Consider the following 21406-nt stretch of genomic DNA (forward strand, 5'->3'; position numbering starts at 1 on the left):
GTTCATAGATGAAGGCCATTATCCTGATAGTATCCAGCTTGCTCTGCTTTGTCACGGCGCCCGCCGGGGCGGAAGTCTACCAGCGCAATACCGCGCGGCCGGTCAATCAGGTGGTGTTTGGCCAGGTCGAAACGGTGCGCAATATTAATCAGCGCCAGATCCTGGAGTCCGAGCACTCTGGCTGGAAGACGCTGGGCGGTGCCGTGCTGGGTGGCCTGCTTGGCAACCAGTTTGGCGGCGGTCATGGCCGTGAAATCGCCACCGCCGTCGGGGCGCTGGTGGGTGCTGCGGCTGCGCAGCAATACCAGTCCGGGGGAACCGTGGTGGAAAACAAGCTGGTGGAGCTGCTGATCCGCAACGAGCAAAATGCCCTTATCAACGTGATCCAGGATTATGATCCCGCCATGGTCTTTGCCAATGGAGACAAGGTGCGTATTCTCTATTTCGATGATGGGGTGCGGGTCGACAAGACTTACTGACTGTCGATAGTCATGGTGATGGGGAGACTGTGGCAGGAAAGGAACCCGCAGACTCTCCTGCTGGAAAGTCTGTCGGGCGGTAATACACGGGACTGATGCCCTGAGGATTCAGATAGCCGTCTCTTAAGAGACTATCTTGTCGCGACCGGTGTTCTTTGCCTGATAAAGCAGCCGATCCGCTTCGCTCAGCGCCTCGTCCATGGATACCCGCCCGACGCTGATCACGCCGTAACTGGCGCGCACAAAGAGCGGGGTCTCCGGTGACAGAGGTTGCTGGCGCAGCTGCTGACGCAGCCCTTCAAGACGCTTGATCAACACGGGGACGGTGCAGTGAGGCACCATCATGGCAAATTCCTCTCCGCCAAACCGGGCGATCATGGCATCGGGGAAGAACTGGGTCAGTAGCCGGGTCAGGTGGCAGAGCAGTTGATCGCCGATGGCATGGCCCCAGTGATCGTTGACCTGCTTGAAGTGATCCACATCGAGCACACAGAGCGCGAGTTGTGTCTGCTGGCGTTGATGCTCTTCAAACCACTTTTGCCCTTCGTTGAACCAGTAACGCCGGTTGTAGAGACCGGTCAGGTAGTCACGATTGGCTGACTCCTGAATGCTGTTGAACTGCTCGAGCGCTTCCAGATTGTGGCTGACCCGACACTGCAGCTCTTCCGGTTCGAACGGCTGGTTGAGAAAGTCGTTGGCGCCCTGCTTGAGGTAGCGAGCAGAGAGACCGCGCTTGTCCGAGACCGAGATCCCGATAATCGCGAGCTGCTGCTTGCTGTAACGCTCTCTCAGCATCCTCACCAGACTGATACCATCGATATCCGGCATGTAGTAGTCGACCAGTGCCAGTCGAATGGCCGGGTGCTGCTCCAGCATTGCCATCGCTTCACGGGCGTGGCTCGCCTCATGCACCTGCAACAGCTGTTTGCGCAACTGGGCCATGGTGCGGTGGCGGGAGGTGCGTGAGTCATCGACCACCAGCACTTCGATGGACTGGTTGAGATAGAGGCGGTGCACCAGACTGACGGCGTATTGCAGCGAGTGGCGCGAATCCTTCATCACATAGTCCAGCACGCCGGTTTCCAGCCAGGCGGCACGTTTATCCTCGCTGATGTCGGCAGTGAGGATCACCACCGGCAAACCCCGCTCCAGCAGCTCGTTCACCGCCTCGCCACGGGGAGCATCCGGCAAGGTCAGATCCACCAGTGCGACCACATACTCCTCGCCCCGGCAGTGACGGGTACCTTCGAGGGTATCGAAGGCGTCAATCTCGAGGCCAGTCTGCTGGGCAATGGCCTGAGTCAGCATACGGCGAATGGTCAGGCTATCTTCGACAATCAATATCTTCTGTTTCATTAGACTCCTTGAATGAAAAAAGGCATACCGACTGGTATGCCTTATATCACATCTTGCGCGCGTTTATTGTGCGTCGAGATAACGCTCGGCATCGAGGGCTGCCATGCAGCCGGTACCGGCCGAGGTGATGGCCTGACGGTAGTTGTGGTCGGCCACGTCACCGGCGGCAAACACCCCTTCAATGCTGGTCTGGGTGGCAAAACCGTCCAGCCCGCCACGTACTTTCAGATAGCCGTTTTGCATCTCCAGCTGGCCATCGAAGATCTGGGTATTGGGCTGGTGGCCGATGGCGATGAAGACGCCCATCAGCGGCAGCTCGCTGGTGCTGTTGTCCTGAGTGTTGCGCAGGCACACACCGGTAACGCCCATCTGATCACCCAGCACTTCGTCCAGAGTCTGGTGGGTGTGCAACACGATGTTGCCGCTCGCGACCTTGTCGTGCAGACGCTTGATCAGGATCTTCTCGGCCCGGAACTCGTCGCGGCGGTGGATCAGGTGCACCTTCTTGGCGATGTTGGCCAGATAAAGCGCTTCTTCCACGGCGGTATTGCCGCCGCCGATCACCGCCACTTCCTGATTGCGGTAGAAGAAACCGTCACAGGTCGCACAGGCGGAGACACCGCGGCCTTTGAAGGCCTCTTCGGAGGGCAGGCCCAGATACTTGGCGGAGGCGCCGGTCGCGATGATCAGGGCATCGCAGGTGTATTCGCCGTTGTCCCCTTTGAGGCGGAATGGGCGCTGGGTCAGTTCGACACTGTTGATGTGATCAAACAGGATACGGGTGTCGAACTTCTCTGCATGGGCTTTCATACGCTCCATCAGCGCCGGGCCGGTCAAACCTTCCGGATCACCTGGCCAGTTCTCCACTTCGGTGGTGGTGGTCAGCTGACCCCCTTGTTGCATGCCGGTGATGAGCAGGGGATTGAGGTTGGCGCGGGCGGCGTAGACGGCCGCGGTGTAACCGGCCGGGCCTGACCCTAAGATCAGCAATTTGCTGTGAGTGACTTGGCTCATGATGTAATTTCCGGGATGTGATGAGTTTGCGCGATTGTAGGTAATTCGTGATCCGGGGTCAAAGGCTGGTGAGTCGATTGCACTAATCGTGTGCGCAAGGGGTGACAGCGCAAAATAAAGGGATAAAAAAACCGCCCATCGCGGGCGGATTTTCACTCATCGTTGACTGGCGCAGGCCAGCGCAGATCAGTTCAGCAGGGTCAGGGCATCCGTATGGGCAAGGCCATGAGCCACGGCTACCTCCTTGCAAGTCAGCTTGCCATTCATCACGTTGAGTCCATGACGCAAGTGTACGTCTGACAACAGGGCGTCACGGTAGCCTTGTTGTGCCAGTTTGATGATAAAGGGGAGGGTGGCATTGTTGAGCGCCACGGTCGAGGTGCGGGCTACCGCCCCCGGCATGTTGGCGACACAGTAGTGCACCACCTCATCGACGATAAACGTCGGATCTTCATGGGTGGTGGCGTGGGAGGTTTCCACACAGCCGCCCTGATCGATCGCCACATCGACGATGGCAGAACCCGGCTTCATGCGCGCAATGTGGTCACGGCTGACAAGTTTTGGCGCAGTGGCACCCGGCACCAGCACGCCGCCGATGACCAGATCGGCAGCCAGCAGATGGCGCTCCAGGGTCTCGCTGTTGGAGTAGACCACCTTGGCGGCGCCCTGGAACTCGTTATCGAGACGGCGCAGGGTATCGACGTTGTTGTCGAGGATGGTCACATCCGCGCGCAGGCCAATGGCCATGCGGGCTGCATTGGAGCCGACCACGCCGCCGCCGATGATCACCACCTTGGCCGGTTCGACACCGGGTACGCCGCCGAGCAGCACCCCGCTACCACCGCGCGATTTTTCCAGCGCCTGGGCACCCGCCTGAATAGACATGCGTCCGGCCACTTCCGACATGGGGGCCAGCAGGGGCAGGCCCCCACGGCCGTCGGTGACGGTTTCATAGGCGATGCAGATGGCGCCGCTTTGCAGCAGGGCTTCGGTCTGGGCCAAGTCTGGCGCCAGATGCAGATAGGTGAACAGGGTTTGACCCGGACGCAGCATGGCACATTCGACAGGCTGAGGTTCCTTGACCTTGACGATCATCTCGGCTTTGGCGAAAACCTCTGCTGCAGAGGCCAAAATTTCGGCGCCAACAGCGATATAATCTGCATCGCTAAAGCCAATGCCGTTTCCGGCACCGCTTTGGACGAAAACAGTATGGTTTCGTGCTGTCAGTTCACGTACACTGGCCGGAACCATGCCTACGCGGTATTCATGGTTTTTTATCTCTTTAGGTACACCGATAATCATGCTATCCCTCGTCTATAGATTGGTGTTTCATGTTGCCAAAATGTTAACCAACATTTGCGCCTAGTATATTCAGGTATTGACAGGATTTGTGACCATAATTATAAAATGACTGGTGATTCTTACCAAAAAATAGCCAAAGGATGGAATAAAATGATGGAAGCTAAGAGTCGGCTAAAGGATTTGGACAGGATTGACCGCAACATTCTCAATGAACTGCAAAAGGATGGCAGGATTTCGAATGTTGAGTTGTCCAAACGAGTTGGCCTGAGTCCTACACCGTGTCTGGAACGGGTTCGTCGCCTCGAGCGACAAGGTTATATCGAAGGATATGCCGCTATTCTGAACCCTCATTATCTGGACGCATCTCTGCTGGTGTTTGTAGAGATAACCCTCAATCGCGGGGCGCCTGATGTATTTGAACAGTTCAATAAGGCTGTTCAGGTACTCGAAGAGATCCAGGAGTGTCATCTGGTTTCCGGTGACTTCGACTACCTGCTCAAGACCCGAGTCAGCGACATGTCGGCTTACCGCCGTCTGTTGGGGGAAACCCTGCTGCGTCTGCCCGGTGTCAACGACACCCGCACCTACGTGGTGATGGAAGAGGTCAAGCAGAGCAGTCGTCTGGTGATCAGCACCCGATAAAGCAGGTTATGCCGTGGTTTCTTTTCCATATGAGACACCATGACAGTCAGAAACGAGCGGCCGGTCCGCTCGTTTCTTCTTGTAAAGATAATTGCAAATATGGTCCCGTCCCATCAGGCTCTGGCTGACAATCGGTGGGCTTTTCGGGGATACTAGGCCCCCTTATTTCCTGCATTACATGTTTTCAGAAAGGAGCCGGAGTTTGGCCGATAAAAAGCTGTTTACTCCTTTATCAGGTACACAACGGATCTTCGAAGCCGTCTTGATCGCCATCACCCTGATGGCTGCTTATCTTCTGCTTGCCCTGTTGTCCTATCATCCCGCTGATCCCGGCTGGTCCCAGACCTCCTGGCAAGGGGAGGTGAAGAACCTCGCCGGTAGTGCCGGTGCCTGGCTCGCCGACATCACCATGTTTACCTTTGGGGCCTTCTCCTATCTGGTGCCGCCGCTGGTGGTACTGCTGGGCTGGAGTCTGTTCTGGCGGCCGAGCCGACTGCTCGATGTGGATTACCTCACCCTGGGGGTGCGGATCATCGGCTTTATCCTGACCGTGCTCGGCATGTCGGCCATTGCCAGCATGAACTTCAACGATATGCAGAACTTCTCCGCCGGTGGTCTGGTGGGGGATGTGATCGCCTCCGCGGTGGTGCCGCTGTTTGGTGGCGTCGGGGCCAACCTGATGCTGCTCTGCTTTGTGGCAACCGGCATCACCCTGTTTACCGGCTGGTCATGGCTCACTATCGTCGAGCAGATCGGCGCGGCCTGTACCGGTTCGGTCAGCGCCGTTTACCACTTCCCGACCACCCTCGGCCGCTGGCTGACCGGTGGCTGGCGTCAACCCCGCAACGAGGGGCCGGACCCCTTGCTGGAAGGCGGGGTCGGGGCCATCGCGTTTGATGACGAGGAAGATGAGCCGCACACCAGCTGGACTCGCAGGCCCAAGGCCAAGGATCAGAAGGCCGCCGCCGAAGAGTGGCTGCCGGAACTCGACGACGATACCTTCGAGTTCGACCCGCAGTTTGATGATGAAGATGACGAGCCGGCTCCGGCTGCCAAGCCCAAACGTGCGGTGGCGGCTGCCAATGGTCGTCGTCAGCCGGTACTGGCTGTGGCCGATGACGATGATGAAGACGATCTGGATCTGCCGTGGGCCGAAGGGGACGACGAGGTCGCCGCGCCGGTTGCCGTCGCACCGAGCAGGCCCAAGCGTCGTCCGCAATCAACGATGCCCCCGTTGCCAAGCATCGAGCTGCTGGACAGACCGCCTGCCAAGACCCAGATGATGAGCAAGGATGAGCTGGATCGCATGGGCCGTCTGGTGGAAGCCAAGCTGGCCGACTACAACGTGCAGGCCAAGGTGGTCGGTGTCTATCCGGGCCCGGTCATTACCCGTTTCGAGCTGGATCTGGCGCCGGGTATGAAGGCGAGCAAGATCACCAACCTGTCGCGCGATCTGGCCCGTTCCCTCTCGGCCAGCAGCGTGCGGGTGGTTGAGGTTATCCCGGGCAAGACCTTCGTCGGGATTGAGCTGCCCAACCGGGTGCGCCAGACCGTCTACCTGCGCGAGACCCTCGACTGCGATGCCTTCCGCGATAGCCGCAACCCGCTCACCATGGGCCTGGGTCAGGACATCGCAGGGGAGCCGGTGGTGGTGAACCTGGCCAAGATGCCGCACTTGCTGGTGGCCGGTACCACCGGTTCCGGTAAGTCGGTGGGGGTGAACACCATGATCATCTCCATGCTCTACAAGTCATCCCCCGATGACCTGCGCTTCATCATGATCGACCCCAAGATGCTGGAACTCTCGGTCTACGAAGGGATCCCGCACCTGCTGACCGAGGTGGTGACCGATATGAAGGACGCCGCCAACGCTCTGCGCTGGTGCGTGGGCGAGATGGAGCGCCGTTACAAACTGATGTCGGCAGTTGGCGTGCGTAACCTCAAGGGCTACAACGACAAGGTGCTGGCTGCTATCGAGGCGGGCGAGCCGCTGCTCGACCCGCTGTGGCGTCCGGGTGACTCCATGGATCAGATGCCGCCGGAGCTGGAAAAACTGCCCCACATCGTGGTGGTGGTGGACGAATTTGCCGACATGATGATGATCGTCGGCAAGAAGGTGGAAGAGCTGATTGCCCGTATCGCCCAGAAGGCGCGGGCGGCCGGTATTCACCTCATTCTGGCGACCCAGCGTCCGTCGGTGGATGTGATTACCGGCCTTATCAAGGCCAACATCCCGACCCGTATTTCGTTCCAGGTGTCGAGCAAGATCGACTCGCGCACCATCATCGATCAGGGCGGGGCCGAATCGCTGCTCGGCATGGGCGACATGCTCTACATGCCGTCCGGTACCTCCAACCCGACCCGGGTACACGGTGCGTTCGTCGATGACCACGAAGTGCACAAGGTGGTGGCGGACTGGAAACTGCGTGGCGAGCCGAACTACATCGAGGAGATCCTCTCCGGTGAGTCGGGTGGCGAAGGTGGCAGCGGCGAATATGGCGGTGGTGGCGATGAAGAGCTCGACCCCCTGTTCGACGAAGCGGTCGCCTTTGTGGTGGAATCCCGCCGTGGTTCTACCTCCAGCGTCCAGCGCAAGTTCAAGATTGGTTACAACCGGGCAGCCCGTCTCATCGAGCAGATGGAGAATCAGGGCATCGTCAGCTCACCGGGTGGCAATGGTCAGCGCGACGTGCTGGCACCGCCGCCGGTGCGGGACTAAGCCTCACCGTTTCATACTATCCCTGGCCATGCCCTCCGCGGGCGTGGCCTTTTATCGAGAGCGTCTTTATGAAGAGCGTGATGAAAAAACAACTGTTGATGGGTACCGTGCTGCTGATGGCCAGCAGTCAGGTGTGGGCCGATGCGGCCAGCGATCTCAAACAGAAGCTGGCGGGTGTCAGCCTCTTCTCCGCCAAGTTTGCCCAGACCGTCTATGACAGCAAGGGCAAGGAGTTGCAAAAGGCCAGCGGCGATCTGCTGGTGCAGCGCCCGAACCGTTTCAACTGGCACACTACCTCGCCGGACGAGAGCCTGATCGTGGCCGATGGTCAGGATGTCTGGGTCTATGATCCCTTCGTCGAGCAGGTCACCGCCCTCAAGCTGAAAGATGCGGTGCTCAACACCCCCTTTATTCTGATCGCCGGCAATGACGACAAGTTCTGGAAGAACTATGACGTGACCCAGCAGGGGGATGTCTATACCGTCACCAGCCGCAACAAGGATGAGCTGATCGCCTCCTTCCGCGTCACCTTCGATCGGGCCAACAACATCAGCCGTTTCGATGTGAAAGAGGCGCAAGGGCAGTGGAGCGAATTCACCCTGAGCAGCTTCAACCGCAAGCCGGTGCTCAAGGGCAACGAATTTGTTTTCAAGATCCCGCAGGGGGTCGAGCTGGACGACCAGCGCTGATGAGTCCGCGGTCGTTGGATTGCTCGTCACTGCGCCAGTCAAAGGCGGGTGGCGTGACGCTGGGTGGTCAATACCGATGAGCAACCTCTTGTTGGATTTCTCGTCGGGCCGTTTTTCCATGGCGGTATCCGTGATACTGAACGGTCAATACAGATGAGCAACTTGTCGCTGGATTTCTCATCGGACTTTCGTCCGCTGGCGGCCCGGATGCGGCCGCAAAACCTCGACCAGTATATCGGTCAGCAACATATCCTGGGGGCTGACAAGCCCCTGCGCAAAGCCATTCTGGCGGGGCACTGCCACTCGATGATCCTGTGGGGACCGCCCGGTACCGGCAAGACCACGCTGGCGGAGCTGATGGCTCACTACTGCCAGGCGGAAGTGGAGCGACTCTCTGCGGTCACTTCCGGCATCAAGGAGATCCGCGCCGCCATCGACAAGGCGAAGGAGAACAGTTGGCGCGGGGTGCGTACCATCCTGTTCGTGGATGAAGTGCACCGCTTCAACAAGAGCCAGCAGGATGTGTTCCTGCCTCACATCGAAGATGGCACCATTACCTTTATCGGTGCCACCACTGAAAACCCCTCGTTCGAACTCAACAACGCACTGCTCTCCCGGGCTCGGGTCTATCTGCTCAAACGACTGGAGGAGAGCGACATCCTGGCCATGATCGATCAGGCGATGAGCGATCCTCGTGGTCTCAATGATCCGGCACTCACCTTCGCCCCCGGCGTCAAAGAGGCGCTGGCCAAGGCGGTGGATGGGGACGGACGAAAATCCCTCAACTATCTGGAACTGTTGGCCGACATGGCCGAAACCGATAGCGCAGGGGCGCGGGTGATCGACAGCTCCCTGCTCGCCGCCGTTGTGGGGGAGCATGTGGCCCGCTTCGACAAGGGGGGGGATCACTTCTACGACCTCATCTCGGCGGTGCACAAATCCATTCGCGGTTCGGCGCCGGATGCGGCGCTCTACTGGTATGCCCGCATGGTGAGCGCCGGTTGCGATCCCCTCTATATCGCCCGTCGCTTGCTGGCGATTGCCTCGGAAGATGTGGGCAATGCCGATCCCCGTGCCATGCAGGTCGCCCTGTCGGCCTGGGATTGCTTCCATCGGATCGGTCCGGCGGAAGGGGAGCGGGCCATCGCCCAGGCGATCGTCTATCTCGCCTGCGCCCCGAAAAGCAATGCGGTCTATACCGCCTGGAAGGCGGCGCTCCATGATGCCAAAAACCTGCCTGACTTCGAGGTGCCGGTACACCTGCGCAATGCCCCGACCAAGCTGATGAGCGATCTGGGCTATGGCGCCGAGTACCGTTACGCCCATGACGAGCCGGGCGCCTATGCCGCGGGCGAGGAGTATTTCCCCCCCGAACTGGCTGGCAAGCAGTACTACCAGCCGACCGATCGCGGTCTGGAAAAGCAGATCGGCCAGAAGCTCGACTATCTCCACGAACTGGACCGGCAGAGCACGCAAAAACGGGGTCGATAGTCGCGTGTTTTCTCCTGCTGGATGAAAAGTGGTCAGACACCGGAAAATTGGGGTGTCTGACCCCACAAGTCGGCAAAAACGACCCAAATAGTCCCTGTTCGGGCGGGGGGGCGGTCTGCTACACTGCCCGTCTGACCCCGTTGGTTTCGGCCTGATACCATCTTCTTGATTTCGAAGGCCCGATTCTGAACACGATTGGGGTGCGCCAACCGATGTTAACTTCCGGATCTGTTTCCCAGCCCGTCATGATGACTCAGGCCCAGATCCCATTTTAAAAAAGTAGGTAAACCATGCTGGATCCCAAATATCTGCGCAGCGATATCGAAGAGGCTGCCGCTCGTCTGGCGACACGCGGTTACGTTCTGGACGTAGCGGCTGTCAACGCTCTGGAAGAGAAACGCAAGGATCTGCAGTCCCGTACCCAGGAGCTGCAGGCCGAGCGCAACGCCCGCTCCAAATCCATCGGTGAAGCTGCCCGTCGTGGTGAAGATGTTGCCCCGCTCAAGGCCGAAGTGACCAAGATCAACGACGAGCTGGAAACCAGCAAGGTCGAGCTGGATGCCCTGCTGGCCCAGCTGAAAGCCATCGCCGACGCCATCCCCAACCTGCCGAGCGAGACTACTCCGGTGGGGCGTGACGAGAACGACAACGTGGAAGTGCGTCGCTGGGGTACCCCGCGTCAGTTCAGCTTCCCGGTGCGTGATCACATCGATCTCGGTGAAGCGGCCAAGGGCGTTGACTTCAAGAATGGCGTCAAGCTCTCCGGTGCCCGTTTCGTGGTGATGAAGGGGCAGATTGCCCGTCTGCACCGCGCGCTGGCCCAGTTCATGCTGGATCTGCACACCCTGCAGCACGGTTACACCGAATGCTACGTCCCTTATCTGGTTAACCCGGATAGCCTCTATGGCACCGGCCAGTTGCCCAAGTTCTCCCAGGACCTGTTCAATACCGGGATTGAGGGCGAAGGGGAAGATGAAGGCAAGATGCGCAAGTTCTCGCTGATCCCGACCTCCGAAGTGCCGCTCACCAACATGGCTCGCGACGAGATCTTCGACGAGCAGGAACTGCCGATCAAGATGACCGCCCACAGCCCCTGCTTCCGCTCCGAAGCGGGCTCCTACGGTCGTGATACCCGTGGTCTCATCCGTATGCACCAGTTCGACAAGGTCGAGATGGTTCAGCTGGTTCACCCGGAGCAATCCTGGGAAGCGCTGGAAGAGATGGTGGGTCACGCCGAGAAGGTGCTGCAACTGCTGGAACTGCCGTATCGCGTGATGGCACTCTCTACTGGTGACATGGGCTTCTGCGCCGCCAAGACCTACGATCTGGAAGTGTGGCTGCCAGCCCAGAACACTTACCGCGAGATCTCCTCTGTCTCCAACTGCACCGACTTCCAGGCGCGCCGCATGCAGGCTCGTGTGCGCATCGACGGCAAGCCGCAGCTGCTGCACACCCTGAACGGCTCCGGTCTGGCGGTGGGTCGTACTCTGGTCGCGGTGATGGAGAACTACCAGCAAGAAGATGGCCGTATCGCCATCCCGGCTGCGCTGCAATCCTACATGGGTGGCCTGACCCACATAGGCTAAGCTCACGCCGCTGACCACAACGCCATGGCATTGCCATGGCGTTGTGCATTCTGGCGCCGGTCAACCGTTTTAGTGCTGAAAAAATGCGGCTTTTCGGCGCCGCTTTGAACAGTTAACACATTTTTATCAAGCAATGCGCAATCGTTTTTGTTAGACTGCGCCGCAATTTCGCAGGACATCTTTTTCTATGGTCTGGATTGATTACGCCATCATCGGCATCGTCGGTTTTTCTGCTCTCATCAGCCTGGTGCGCGGCTTCGTCAAGGAGGCCATGTCTCTTGTCACCTGGTTTATCGCCTTCTTTATTGCCAGCCATTTCTATCCCGATCTCGCCGTCTATTTCACCTCGTTCTCCGACGCGCTGGTGCGCAACGGTCTGGCCATCGCCGCGCTGTTTGTAGCGACCCTGATCCTCGGCAGCGTGGTCAACTATGTGGTGGGCCTGTTGGTGGACAAGACGGGTCTCTCCGGTACCGATCGGGTGCTGGGGGTCTGCTTCGGCGCAATTCGCGGGGTGCTGATCGTCAGTGCCCTGCTTTTTTTCATGGATACCTTCACCAGCCTCTCCCAGAGCGACTGGTGGGTGGCGTCCAAGCTGGTGCCGGAGTTCAAGCCGGTGATCCAGTGGTTTTTCGGGTTCATGTTGAACTCATCCAGTTTTCTTAAACAGGTATAGTGACTTCGAGGTAGCAAAGACATGTGTGGTATTGTCGGTATAGTTGGCACCACCCCCGTCAATCAGGCCCTCTACGACGCCTTGACGGTGTTGCAGCACAGGGGACAGGATGCCGCCGGGATCGTGACCATTGAGAGTGGAAACTTCCGGCAACGCAAGGCCAATGGCCTGGTGAAGGACGTGTTTGAAGTGCGCCACATGCAGCGTCTGCAAGGGAACATCGGCATAGGTCATGTCAGATATCCCACCGCAGGCAGCTCAAGTGCCGCTGAAGCCCAACCTTTTTATGTGAACTCGCCCTACGGCATGGTGCTGGCCCATAACGGCAACCTCACCAACGCCAAGGAGCTCAAGGAGCAGCAGTTCAAGGTCGCCCGCCGCCACATCAACACCACCTCCGATTCGGAAGTGCTGCTGAACGTGCTGGCCCACGAGCTGGATCGCTGCGACAAGATGGCGCTGCGCCCCGAAGATATCTTCGCGGCGGTGCGCAGAACCCATCAGCAGATCCGCGGCGCTTATGCGGTGGTCTCGCTGGTGATTGGCCATGGCCTCATCGGCTTTCGTGATCCCAACGGCATTCGCCCGCTGATCCTCGGTCGTCGTCAGGACGAGCAGGGTCAGGTGGAGTACATGCTCGCCTCCGAGAGCGTGGCGCTCGACGCCATCGGTTTCGAGACGGTGCGGGATATTGCGCCGGGTGAAGCCATCTACATCACCGAGCAGGGCCAGCTCTTCTCCGAGCAGTGTGCGGAGAACCCGCAGATGAGCTCCTGCATCTTCGAATATGTCTACTTTGCCCGTCCCGATTCGTGCATCGACAAGGTCTCGGTCTACGCTGCCCGCCTCAACATGGGTCGCAAGCTGGGTCAGAAGATTGCCCGCGAATGGGAAGATCTCGACGTCGATGTGGTTATCCCCATCCCCGAGACCTCCTGTGACGTGGCGCTGGAGATCGCTCACACCCTCGACCTGCCATACCGTCAGGGCTTCGTGAAGAACCGCTACATCGGTCGTACCTTCATCATGCCGGGCCAGACCCAGCGCAAGAAGTCGGTGCGCCGCAAGCTCAACGCCATCGGCTCCGAGTTCAAGGGCAAGAAGGTGTTGCTGGTGGATGACAGCATAGTGCGCGGTACCACATCCGAGCAGATCATCCAGATGGCCCGTGAAGCAGGGGCAGCCAAGGTCTACTTCGCCTCGGCAGCGCCGGAAATCCGCTTCCCCAATGTCTACGGTATCGACATGCCCACCGCCAACGAGCTGATTGCCCACGGCCGTGAAGTGGAAGAGGTGTGCAAGCTGATTGGTGCTGATGGCCTGATTTTCCAGGATCTGGAAGATCTGAAAGAAGCAGTGCGGGAGATCAACCCGGATCTGCGTCATTTCGAGACCTCGGTGTTCAATGGCCACTACGTCACCTCCGATGTGGACCAGTCCTATCTGGATCACCTCAACGCCCTGCGCAACGATGACACCAAAGCGGTGCGTGAATGGCAGGAAGGCACCAGCAATCTGGAAATTTTTAACGAAGGCAGTTAAACGTTTGCGGTTTTGCCGGATGGGATAGCGAGATGGGGGCCAGTGGCCCCCATTGTCGTTTCTGCCGCGCACGGGCAGAAGGGGGAGGGGATATCTGTTTGAAAAACATCCGCTTATCTTGCCGGATATGGGCATGGCCAGCGGGATCCGCTAGCATAGGCGGCAACATATATGACCGATACGCTTTTAACCGGCGTGTTTAACAAACGAGAGTTCAGATGGATGATCTGCTAGCCCCAGTGCGCCAGTTTTTGCAGTGCGAGACCCCGGAGGAGTGGGTAGAGATGGCGCGGGATCCGGCCCGTTTACCGACCCTGCTCATCGATCACGCTAACTGCGAGACCAAGGCCGCACTCACCGCCCACAGTCTGGTGCGCCGCTACTGCCTGCCCAAGGGCAAGCGCCATCTGCTGCCCAAGCTGGAGTTTTATCGCGAGCTGGATGCCATTCCGGAGAAGGCCGAGATCCTGGGCAAACGCAGCATGGGGGAGTCTGATCGCACCGTCTTTGCCGAGCTGGAACGCAACCCGCTGCTGTTTCCCATGGTGCGGCTCATTCAGGAGGAGCTGCATCACTTCGAGCAGGTGCTGGAGATCATGCAGGCCCGTGGCATCGAGTACGGACCGGTGACGGCCTCCCGCTATGCCCGCCAATTGATGCAGCATGTGCGCACCCATGAACCGGCCACCATCGTCGACAAGATGATCATCGGTGCCTATATCGAGGCCCGCTCCTGCGAGCGATTTGCCAAGCTGGCGCCCCATCTGGATGAAGAGCTGAGTCGCTTCTACGTCTCTTTACTGCGCTCCGAAGCGCGCCACTATCAGGATTACCTCACGCTGGCCGAACAGTACGCAGGGGAGGATATCAGCGAGCGGGTGGCCTTCTTTGGCAAGCTGGAAGCCGAGCTTATCTGTTCGCCGGATCCGCAATTCAGGTTCCATAGCGGCCTGCCTGTCACATCTGACAGTTGTTGACGCACAGGGGGCAAACTACTATTGCCCTGTTCCTACTACGAGCGACAAGTAGTTACTTTTGAGCGCAATTCCCGGCCCCGAGCCGGGATCTTTTTTTCTGCCGTACCTCCTTCCTGCATGTGGCGCTCTATGCTGAATCCCTGGCTATTTTTGCGTCTGTCCCTTGCGATGAAATCCTGTTCGATCAGCCGGTTATTGTGGCGATAAAGTGCTCATTCAGGTGGCTCACCCTTGTAGAAACGGGCGAAACCGTGTACTTTTTTGCCTTCGCAAGATTTGAATAACCAATCAATAGGAGCGTGTATGCGCATTGTTCTGTTGGGGGCTCCGGGCGCCGGCAAAGGTACTCAGGCTCAGTTCATCATGGAAAAACACGGTATTCCCCAGATCTCCACCGGCGACATGCTGCGTGCAGCGATCAAAGCGGGCACCGAGCTCGGTCTGAAAGCCAAAGCTGTGATGGACGCAGGTCAGCTGGTCTCTGACGACATCATCATCGGTCTGGTCAAAGAGCGCATCGCTCAGCCGGATTGCGCCAAAGGCTTCCTGTTGGACGGTTTCCCGCGCACCATTCCCCAGGCGCAAGCCATGAAGGACGCCGGTGTTGTGGTTGATTTCGTGCTGGAGTTTGCAGTGCCGGACGAAGAGATCGTCAAGCGCATGAGCGGTCGTCGCGTTCACTCCGGCTCCGGCCGTACCTACCACGTGGTGTTCAACCCGCCGAAAGTGGAAGGCAAGGATGACGTGACCGGTGAAGATCTGGTGATCCGCGCCGACGACGAAGAGACCACAGTGCGCAAGCGTCTGGATGTATATCATCAGCAGACCGCGCCGCTGATCGGTTTCTACGGCAAAGAGGCGGAAGCGGGCCACACCCGTTACGTCAAGATCGACGGCACCCAGCCGGTTGATCAGGTCAGCAAGCAGCTTGCCACCATTCTGGGCTGATCTTTGCTGCCGGCACAGTTTCCCGTGCCATCAGATAAATAAAGAGAAGGGCCCTGCGGGGCCCTTTTTGCATAATGACAGATAGACAGGAAGCCAACGTGACCACGAAAACCGGAATATTGCTGGTCAATCTGGGTACCCCAGCCGCACCGACCACCGCTGCCGTCAAAGCGTTCCTCAGCCAGTTCCTGCACGATCCCCGTGTGGTGGACCTGCCCCGTTACCTCTGGTGCCCGCTGCTCCACTTCATTATCTTGCCGACACGCTCGCCCAAAGTGGCCAAGCTCTATCAGCAGGTGTGGACCGAGCAGGGCTCGCCGCTGATGGTGATCAGCAAACAGCAGCGCGCCGCGCTGGAGCAGGAGCTCAAGCGGGAGGGGGTCGAGGTGCCGGTGGAGCTGGCGATGACCTATGGTTCTCCGTCAGTGAATGATGGCTGGCAGGCGCTCAAGGCCAAAGGGGTCAACCGGGTGATCCTGTTGCCGCTCTATCCGCAATATTCGGTCAGTACCACCGCCTCGGTCTTCGATGCCTGGGGCAAGGCGATGAAGAAGGAGCGCAATCTGCCGGTGGTGCGGCTCATTCGTGATTATCACGCCCATCCCGAATACATTCAGGCGCTGGCCATGAGCGTGCGCCGTCACTGGGAGCAGCACGGCCAGGGTGATCACCTGCTGATGTCATTCCACGGTATTCCCGAGCGCTATGAGAACGAAGGGGACCCCTATGGTCACCAGTGTCGTCACACTGCCACCCTGCTGGCCGAAGCACTCGGGCTGGCAGCCGGGCAGTGGACGGCCAGCTTCCAGTCCCGCTTTGGCAAGGAGGAGTGGCTCAAGCCCTACACCGACGTGACCATCGCCGGTATGCCGGCAGTGGGCATCAAGCGGCTCGATGTGATTTGTCCTGCCTTTGCCGCCGATTGCCTCGAAACCCTCGAGGAAATTCAGGTACAGAACCGGGAGATCTTCATGGAGGCCGGTGGCGAGCGGTTTGAATATATTGCGGCCCTCAACAGCGATCAGGCCCATATCCGGATGATGGTCTCGCTCATCTGCCGCGAACTGGCATGAGTGATCGACAGTCAGTCAAACAAGGAGTCGAGTCATGGTACATATCACACTGATTTACGCAGGCCTGCTGGGGCTGCTGTTTCTGGGGCTCTCCTTCTGGGTGGTCAGACGCCGCGCCCAGTTCGGGGTGATGATAGGGCAGGGGGAAGCCCCCGAGCTGCTGGCGGCGATCCGGGCTCACGGCAATTTTGCCGAGTATGTGCCGCTGACCATGCTGCTGATGGCGCTGTGCGAGCTTTCCGGTGCCGGTGCGCTCTGGCTGCATGTCGGTGGCGCCATGCTGCTGGCTGGTCGCATCCTTCATGCTATCGGCATCCAGATCCCCAAAGCCCCCAATGTGTCCCGTTTTCTGGGTACCTTGCTGTTCTGGCTCGCCCTCGGACTCTTCTCGGGGCTGGCCCTGTTGCAGGGCGTGGCGACACTCTGAAAGCTGGCCGCATTTTTGTATTTCAGAACCACCCTTGGCGGGTGGTTTTTTTATGGTGAAAAGGCAAACGTTTTTCCTTGCGGCCCTTGTCTATACTGACTCCATTATTTAAACAGGGCGACTTTTCGGGGCGGCGGATTGTGTTAAAATCCCGCCCCTCTTTCCCCCAGAGCACAGAACATTGCCATGAAATTTCCCGGTCAGCGCAAGTCCAAACACTACTTCCCTGTCGACAGACGCGATCCCCTGGTGCCGCAAAATCCCCTGTTAACCGAGCTGGGCAAAGCCTACGTGGTCGGGATTGATCAGACCCTGGTTGATATCGAAGCCCATGTGGATGAAGCGTTTCTGACCCGTTATGGTCTGAGCAAGGGGCACTCCGTCGTCATCAACGACGACGTGGCCGAACGCATCTATGACGAGCTCAAGGCCAACAACATGGTAGTGAGCGAGTTTGCCGGTGGCACCATCGGCAACACGGTACACAACTACTCGGTGCTGGCCGATTCCCACTCCATCCTGCTGGGTGTAATGAGCCAGGACATTCGCATCGGCTGCTACGCCTACCGCTATCTGTGCAACACCTCTTCGCGCGTCAATCTGGACTATCTGCAGCCGGTGGATGGCCCCATCGGTCGTTGCTTCACCTTCATCACCGAGTGTGGCGAGCGCAGCTTCGGCATCAACGCCGGCAAGATGAACCAGCTGGATGTGCAGCACATTCCGGAGGATGTGATCAAGGGGGCCTCTGCACTGGTGATCACCGCCTATCTGGTGCGTGGTGACGATGGTGATCCGATGAAAGAGGCTGCCATGGCCGCCGTCCGTTATGCCCGTGAGGCCGGTATTCCCGTGGTGCTGACCCTGGGCACCCGTTTTGTCATCGATGAAAATCCCCAGTGGTGGCGCGACTTCATTGCCGAGAACGTGACCGTGCTGGCGATGAATGAAGACGAGGGTGAAGCCCTGACCGGCATCGCTGATCCGCTCGGTGCGGCCGACAAGGCGCTCGACTGGGCCGATATGGTGCTCTGTACCGCAGGCCCCATCGGTCTCTACATGGCGAGCTACACCGACGAGGATTACAAGCGCGAAACCACTCACACCTTGCTGCCTGGCGTGATCCCCGAGTTCAACATGTATGAGTTCAGCCGCCCGATGGCCCGCGCCAAGTGCCGCAAACCAGCCCGCATCTACTCCCACATCTCCCCGTACATGGGTGGCCCGGAGAAGATCAAGAACACCAACGGGGCAGGGGATGGCGCGCTCTCTGCCGTGCTGCACGACATGGTCGCCAACTCCTATCACCGGATGAATGTGCCCAACTCCGCCAAGCACACCTCCGAGTTCCTAACCTACTCCTCACTGGCCCAGGTGTGCAAATATGCCAACCGTGTCAGCTACGAGGTGCTGGCCCAGAGCAGCCCCCGTCTCTCCCGCGGTTTGCCGGAGAAAGAGGACAGCCTGGAAGAGGTTTACTGGGAGCGTTGATCTCCTGAATCTGCAAGGCGCCTCCACTGGGAGGCGTTTTTGCAGGCTAATGGGGGTTATCCCGGCTTTTTTCCAGTAATAACCCCAATATGCTTGAGTCCATGTCGCTTTTGCGACACCATTTGGCCATCGTATTGTCGCCCGACAATGCCGCAGCACCCGAAAGAAAGAGAGAATCCCATGAGCATGCTTAACGACAACCTTGACGCCAATTTCCAACTGTTTATCGAACAAGTCCGCGAGTCGGGTCAGGTGTGGGGTCTGCGCTATGGGGAAGACTGGGTCGTCTGCCGCTCCGCCGAATTTGAAGACGCCGACGTGATGCCGCTCTGGTCTGCTGAAGAAGACGCCCGTCTGCACTGCGTCGACGAGTGGGCCGATTACGAGCCGGAAGTGATCGATCTGGAAGAGTTTCTCGATATCTGGATCAACGATCTGGATGAAGATGATGTGCTGGTCGGCCCGAACTGGAACGCCGACTTGGAAGGTCAGGAGCTCGAGCCCATCGAGCTGGCCAAGGCACTGGTTGAACTGGACGCCTGAAAGCGCCTCCATTGATGGCCTGAGCGTACAGGCCATCAAGATAAAGACCGGTATTCGTTCAGGATACCGGTCTTTTTTATGGTCGAATATCCAGATTGATGAGTTAAAAGCCGATTTGCCTTTGCACCTGTCAGGGGGATGGTCCATCATCAACCTTTTGCCAAGGGAGGAGCGCCATGTTTGTATTCGACGTAACGGGAGCTGCGGGTGAGAAGGCCAGCATTCGGGTGCAGGCACTGGACTGGGCGCAAGCCGGGCCAGTGACCTTCCAGTGCGATGACGATCAGCTGGCGGTCGTGCTCCTGAGCGGTTGTCGTTGCGATGCGGTGGGCTTTTTCAATCTGCTGGCGGGTTGCAAACCGCTCTATATCGAGCAGTGGCTCAGCTATCTGCAAGAGAGCGGCCGCATTGGCAAATGGAGCCATCAGACCGAGAGTCCCGCCGATGGGGAGTATCTGGCCAGAGCCGGTCTGGAGCACGATGAGCTCAATACCCTGCTTGGCCAGGTCTATCAGGTGGCGGGGTTCAATCGCCTGCAAATCAACCGTTACCTCAAGAATCGCCACAACCCCACCACGCTGGCGACCCGTTACGATCAGAAAGAGCTGGAGCGCTATCGCCAGCTCAATGACATCATTCTGACCCTGTTGAAGCTGAAGCATCCTCAGTAAAGAGCCCCAGCTGGCTGATATCCGGTCGCAGCGGTTGCGGCCGGGCGATCAGATAGCCCTGCAAGCCATCCACGTACATCCCCTGCAGCAGCTGTTTCTGGCCAAGCTGTTCCACCCCCTCTGCAATCACCTGACACCCCATCCGATGTGATACATCGACGATCATCCGCACGAATTGCTGGTTGGTCTGATCCTGCTCCAGCCCGGTAATAAGGGCGGGATCCAGCTTGATGTAGTCGGGCTTGAGCTCGCGAAACAGGGTAAAAGAGCCGATCCCCTTGCCGAAGTTGGCGATGGCCGAGCGGCTGCCGTTGCGGCGCAGCAGTTCAAACACCCGCTTGGCGCCGGTCAGGTTGCGCTCCAGATGCTCTTCATCCAGTTCGAACACCAGATTGGCGCTGGTATTGGGGTCTTTAAGCAGCTGGCGGTCAAGCCAGATCAGGAAGGTGCTGTTTTGCAGCAGGTTGGGGGAGAGGTTGATCCCCCAGCGACTCTGGTTGGCACCAAAGGCCCGGTACTGGCGCATGATGTGGGTAATGACCAGCTGCTCCAGCCGCATCACCATATCCAGCCGCTGGGCCATGGCAAACAGGGTATCGGTGGGCAGGGCGGTGCCGTCGTTGCCGCTGAAGCGGGTGTAGATCTCGTTGTAGGCCAGCATGCTGCGGTGCAGCGGCTGGATCGGCTGGTAGGTAAAGCTGAGCCGCTCCTGCGCCAGCACTTCGGTCAGCACCTCGCGCCAGTGGTGTTGCCCCTGCAGATCGGAGACGTTGTCATCCTGCTGGATAGCCCAGCCGTTGATGGTTTCGGTTTGGGCGCGGGCCAGCGCCAGATCCGCTCTGGCCAGTACCGCTTCGATTTGCTGACCGCTGCTGAGCTTGGTGAGGCCGGAGTAAGCGGTGCTCTCCAGCTCGTGCTGATCCTGATAGTGATCGAAGGCCGCTTTCAAATCCTGCCCCAGCAGATGGGGAGGGATATTGGCCACCGGCTGCACCAGCACGGCGAAATCGGCACCCGAGATGCGATAGACCTGATTACCCGGGAAGCGGCTCACCACCCGCTTGATGAGTGCGCCCATGTCCTTGATATAGGCATCACCAGACTGGAAGCCGCGCTGGGCGTTGATCTTGCCAAGCTCGGTGGCGCGGATCAGCACCAGGGTGGCGGTCTGGGTGTCCTGATCCCGCTGCAGCAACTCGGTCATGTCACGGCGAAACGCGTGGCGGTTGAGCAGTTGAGTCAGCTCGTCGGTGGTGGCCAGATTGCTGAGCTCGGTCAGCTGGCGATGGGCGCTCTGCTCGGCGCTTTCGAACTGCTCCAGCAGCTGTTGCAGCACCTCGCGGGAGGCGGGCTCATCGAGCTGGGAGGGATCCCGGCTTCTGAGCGCCTTGACCCAGGTGAGCTCCTGATGCTGGAGCAGGCCATCCAGGGTACGAATGGCCAGCATCAGCAGCAGGATCATGCCAAGCAGTGTGGTGGCCACAATAATGGCCAGGGTGAGCGGTGTGCTCTGAAGGGCCAACCAAACTGCTTGCAGTAGCAGCAGGGGTATGGTCACTATGGTGGCGATGAGAAACAGGGAACGTCCGAGCTTGTGAACCATCTTGTCATCCTTGAAGTGGCTGCTTTATGGGGGAATTTTAACCAAGCTGGCGGAGCAAAGCATGCTATTCCTCGCAACTTGGTTAAAAGGGTCAATTGGGATCGGTTAAATGTGAGTGAAACCACTTTCACAGCTACCGAATCAGGCGAAGATGAGTTGAAAATAGATCAAACAAGG

Annotated in this window: 20 protein-coding genes; 15 read left to right on the forward strand and 5 right to left on the reverse strand. The window is 58.7% G+C overall.

The annotated features are described in order from the left end of the window. Nucleotides 1–8 precede the first annotated feature (8 nt). Nucleotides 9–479 (forward strand): outer membrane lipoprotein, encoded by a 471-nt coding sequence (locus BN1115_RS15655; protein ID WP_042657880.1) that lies wholly within the window; start codon nt 9–11, stop codon nt 477–479. Between the two features lie 123 nt (nt 480–602). Here BN1115_RS15655 and BN1115_RS15660 read toward each other — a convergent pair whose 3' ends face one another. The 3 genes from BN1115_RS15660 to ald all read right to left on the reverse strand — a co-directional run bounded on the left by BN1115_RS15660 (nt 603) and on the right by ald (nt 4151). Further along, complete coding sequence (locus BN1115_RS15660) at nt 603–1835, reverse strand: diguanylate cyclase (protein ID WP_042657881.1); 1233 nt, start codon at nt 1833–1835, stop codon at nt 603–605. Between the two features lie 63 nt (nt 1836–1898). Beyond that, on the reverse strand, nt 1899–2849 hold the full coding sequence (trxB, locus tag BN1115_RS15665; RefSeq protein WP_042657882.1) for a thioredoxin-disulfide reductase: 951 nt from the start codon (nt 2847–2849) through the stop codon (nt 1899–1901). A 186-nt stretch (nt 2850–3035) separates the two neighbouring features. Continuing rightward, complete coding sequence (ald, locus tag BN1115_RS15670; RefSeq protein ID WP_042657883.1) at nt 3036–4151, reverse strand: alanine dehydrogenase; 1116 nt, start codon at nt 4149–4151, stop codon at nt 3036–3038. 150 nt (nt 4152–4301) lie between these two features. On the opposite strand from ald, the gene lrp reads away from it, so the two are divergent. The 5 genes from lrp (at nt 4302) to serS (ending at nt 11278) form a co-directional block, all read left to right on the forward strand. Then, on the forward strand, nt 4302–4793 hold the full coding sequence (lrp, locus tag BN1115_RS15675) for a leucine-responsive transcriptional regulator Lrp (RefSeq protein ID WP_005300047.1): 492 nt from the start codon (nt 4302–4304) through the stop codon (nt 4791–4793). A gap of 202 nt (nt 4794–4995) precedes the next feature. After that, nucleotides 4996–7512 (forward strand): DNA translocase FtsK, encoded by a 2517-nt coding sequence (locus BN1115_RS15680; protein WP_042657884.1) that lies wholly within the window; start codon nt 4996–4998, stop codon nt 7510–7512. Nucleotides 7513–7592: 80 nt separating this feature from the next. Next, nucleotides 7593–8201, forward strand: coding sequence for an outer membrane lipoprotein periplasmic chaperone LolA (lolA, locus tag BN1115_RS15685; RefSeq protein WP_042657942.1), 609 nt, complete (start codon nt 7593–7595; stop codon nt 8199–8201). Nucleotides 8202–8354: 153 nt separating this feature from the next. Beyond that, on the forward strand, nt 8355–9692 hold the full coding sequence (locus BN1115_RS15690) for a replication-associated recombination protein A (protein ID WP_156135280.1): 1338 nt from the start codon (nt 8355–8357) through the stop codon (nt 9690–9692). 290 nt (nt 9693–9982) lie between these two features. After that, nucleotides 9983–11278 (forward strand): serine--tRNA ligase, encoded by a 1296-nt coding sequence (serS, locus tag BN1115_RS15695; RefSeq protein WP_042657885.1) that lies wholly within the window; start codon nt 9983–9985, stop codon nt 11276–11278. 2 nt (nt 11279–11280) lie between these two features. Here serS and BN1115_RS22385 read toward each other — a convergent pair whose 3' ends face one another. Then, nucleotides 11281–11457 carry a hypothetical protein gene (locus BN1115_RS22385; protein WP_156135281.1) on the reverse strand — a complete coding sequence of 59 codons (177 nt, stop codon included), beginning with the start codon at nt 11455–11457 and terminating at the stop codon, nt 11281–11283. A gap of 8 nt (nt 11458–11465) precedes the next feature. Here BN1115_RS22385 and BN1115_RS15700 point away from each other — a divergent pair, with 8 nt between their 5' ends. The 9 genes from BN1115_RS15700 (at nt 11466) to BN1115_RS15740 (ending at nt 19626) form a co-directional block, all read left to right on the forward strand. Beyond that, complete coding sequence (locus BN1115_RS15700) at nt 11466–11954, forward strand: CvpA family protein (protein WP_042657886.1); 489 nt, start codon at nt 11466–11468, stop codon at nt 11952–11954. Between the two features lie 21 nt (nt 11955–11975). Further along, nucleotides 11976–13496, forward strand: a complete 1521-nt coding sequence (gene purF, locus BN1115_RS15705) for an amidophosphoribosyltransferase (protein ID WP_042657887.1) — start codon at nt 11976–11978, stop codon at nt 13494–13496. A 218-nt stretch (nt 13497–13714) separates the two neighbouring features. After that, nucleotides 13715–14473 carry a tRNA isopentenyl-2-thiomethyl-A-37 hydroxylase MiaE gene (miaE, locus tag BN1115_RS15710; RefSeq protein WP_042657888.1) on the forward strand — a complete coding sequence of 253 codons (759 nt, stop codon included), beginning with the start codon at nt 13715–13717 and terminating at the stop codon, nt 14471–14473. Between the two features lie 303 nt (nt 14474–14776). Beyond that, a complete protein-coding gene (gene adk / locus BN1115_RS15715; RefSeq protein ID WP_042657889.1) occupies nt 14777–15421 on the forward strand; it encodes an adenylate kinase in 645 nt (214 codons plus the stop codon). 98 nt (nt 15422–15519) lie between these two features. Then, a complete protein-coding gene (hemH, locus tag BN1115_RS15720; RefSeq protein WP_042657890.1) occupies nt 15520–16494 on the forward strand; it encodes a ferrochelatase in 975 nt (324 codons plus the stop codon). Between the two features lie 34 nt (nt 16495–16528). Further along, complete coding sequence (locus BN1115_RS15725; RefSeq protein ID WP_042657891.1) at nt 16529–16921, forward strand: MAPEG family protein; 393 nt, start codon at nt 16529–16531, stop codon at nt 16919–16921. Nucleotides 16922–17107: 186 nt separating this feature from the next. Continuing rightward, nucleotides 17108–18412 (forward strand): inosine/guanosine kinase, encoded by a 1305-nt coding sequence (locus BN1115_RS15730; protein ID WP_042063841.1) that lies wholly within the window; start codon nt 17108–17110, stop codon nt 18410–18412. Nucleotides 18413–18592: 180 nt separating this feature from the next. Continuing rightward, complete coding sequence (locus BN1115_RS15735) at nt 18593–18955, forward strand: DUF2750 domain-containing protein (protein WP_005337077.1); 363 nt, start codon at nt 18593–18595, stop codon at nt 18953–18955. 176 nt (nt 18956–19131) lie between these two features. Further along, nucleotides 19132–19626: a hypothetical protein gene (locus tag BN1115_RS15740; protein ID WP_042063839.1), complete on the forward strand. Its 495-nt coding sequence runs from the start codon at nt 19132–19134 to the stop codon at nt 19624–19626. Here the strand turns inward: BN1115_RS15740 and BN1115_RS15745 are convergent. After that, complete coding sequence (locus BN1115_RS15745; RefSeq protein ID WP_042657892.1) at nt 19589–21229, reverse strand: EAL domain-containing protein; 1641 nt, start codon at nt 21227–21229, stop codon at nt 19589–19591. The two genes, BN1115_RS15740 and BN1115_RS15745, sit on opposite strands and share 38 nt — an antisense overlap. Nucleotides 21230–21406: the final 177 nt, after the last annotated feature.

The organism is Aeromonas allosaccharophila (genome assembly GCF_000819685.1).
In the GTDB taxonomy this organism is placed as follows: Bacteria; Pseudomonadota; Gammaproteobacteria; order Enterobacterales; family Aeromonadaceae; genus Aeromonas; species Aeromonas allosaccharophila.

Excerpts from the sequence above, each read along its gene's own strand:
- BN1115_RS15655 (WP_042657880.1), top strand. The coding sequence starts at position 9 with ATGAAGGCCATTATCCTGATAGTATCCAGCTTGCTCTGCTTTGTCACG.
- BN1115_RS15660 (WP_042657881.1), bottom strand. The coding sequence starts at position 1,835 with ATGAAACAGAAGATATTGATTGTCGAAGATAGCCTGACCATTCGCCGT.
- trxB (WP_042657882.1), bottom strand. The coding sequence starts at position 2,849 with ATGAGCCAAGTCACTCACAGCAAATTGCTGATCTTAGGGTCAGGCCCG.
- ald (WP_042657883.1), bottom strand. The coding sequence starts at position 4,151 with ATGATTATCGGTGTACCTAAAGAGATAAAAAACCATGAATACCGCGTA.
- lrp (WP_005300047.1), top strand. The coding sequence starts at position 4,302 with ATGATGGAAGCTAAGAGTCGGCTAAAGGATTTGGACAGGATTGACCGC.
- lolA (WP_042657942.1), top strand. The coding sequence starts at position 7,593 with ATGAAAAAACAACTGTTGATGGGTACCGTGCTGCTGATGGCCAGCAGT.
- BN1115_RS15690 (WP_156135280.1), top strand. The coding sequence starts at position 8,355 with ATGAGCAACTTGTCGCTGGATTTCTCATCGGACTTTCGTCCGCTGGCG.
- serS (WP_042657885.1), top strand. The coding sequence starts at position 9,983 with ATGCTGGATCCCAAATATCTGCGCAGCGATATCGAAGAGGCTGCCGCT.
- BN1115_RS22385 (WP_156135281.1), bottom strand. The coding sequence starts at position 11,457 with ATGTCCTGCGAAATTGCGGCGCAGTCTAACAAAAACGATTGCGCATTG.
- BN1115_RS15700 (WP_042657886.1), top strand. The coding sequence starts at position 11,466 with ATGGTCTGGATTGATTACGCCATCATCGGCATCGTCGGTTTTTCTGCT.
- purF (WP_042657887.1), top strand. The coding sequence starts at position 11,976 with ATGTGTGGTATTGTCGGTATAGTTGGCACCACCCCCGTCAATCAGGCC.
- miaE (WP_042657888.1), top strand. The coding sequence starts at position 13,715 with ATGGATGATCTGCTAGCCCCAGTGCGCCAGTTTTTGCAGTGCGAGACC.
- adk (WP_042657889.1), top strand. The coding sequence starts at position 14,777 with ATGCGCATTGTTCTGTTGGGGGCTCCGGGCGCCGGCAAAGGTACTCAG.
- BN1115_RS15725 (WP_042657891.1), top strand. The coding sequence starts at position 16,529 with ATGGTACATATCACACTGATTTACGCAGGCCTGCTGGGGCTGCTGTTT.
- BN1115_RS15730 (WP_042063841.1), top strand. The coding sequence starts at position 17,108 with ATGAAATTTCCCGGTCAGCGCAAGTCCAAACACTACTTCCCTGTCGAC.
- BN1115_RS15735 (WP_005337077.1), top strand. The coding sequence starts at position 18,593 with ATGAGCATGCTTAACGACAACCTTGACGCCAATTTCCAACTGTTTATC.
- BN1115_RS15740 (WP_042063839.1), top strand. The coding sequence starts at position 19,132 with ATGTTTGTATTCGACGTAACGGGAGCTGCGGGTGAGAAGGCCAGCATT.
- BN1115_RS15745 (WP_042657892.1), bottom strand. The coding sequence starts at position 21,229 with ATGGTTCACAAGCTCGGACGTTCCCTGTTTCTCATCGCCACCATAGTG.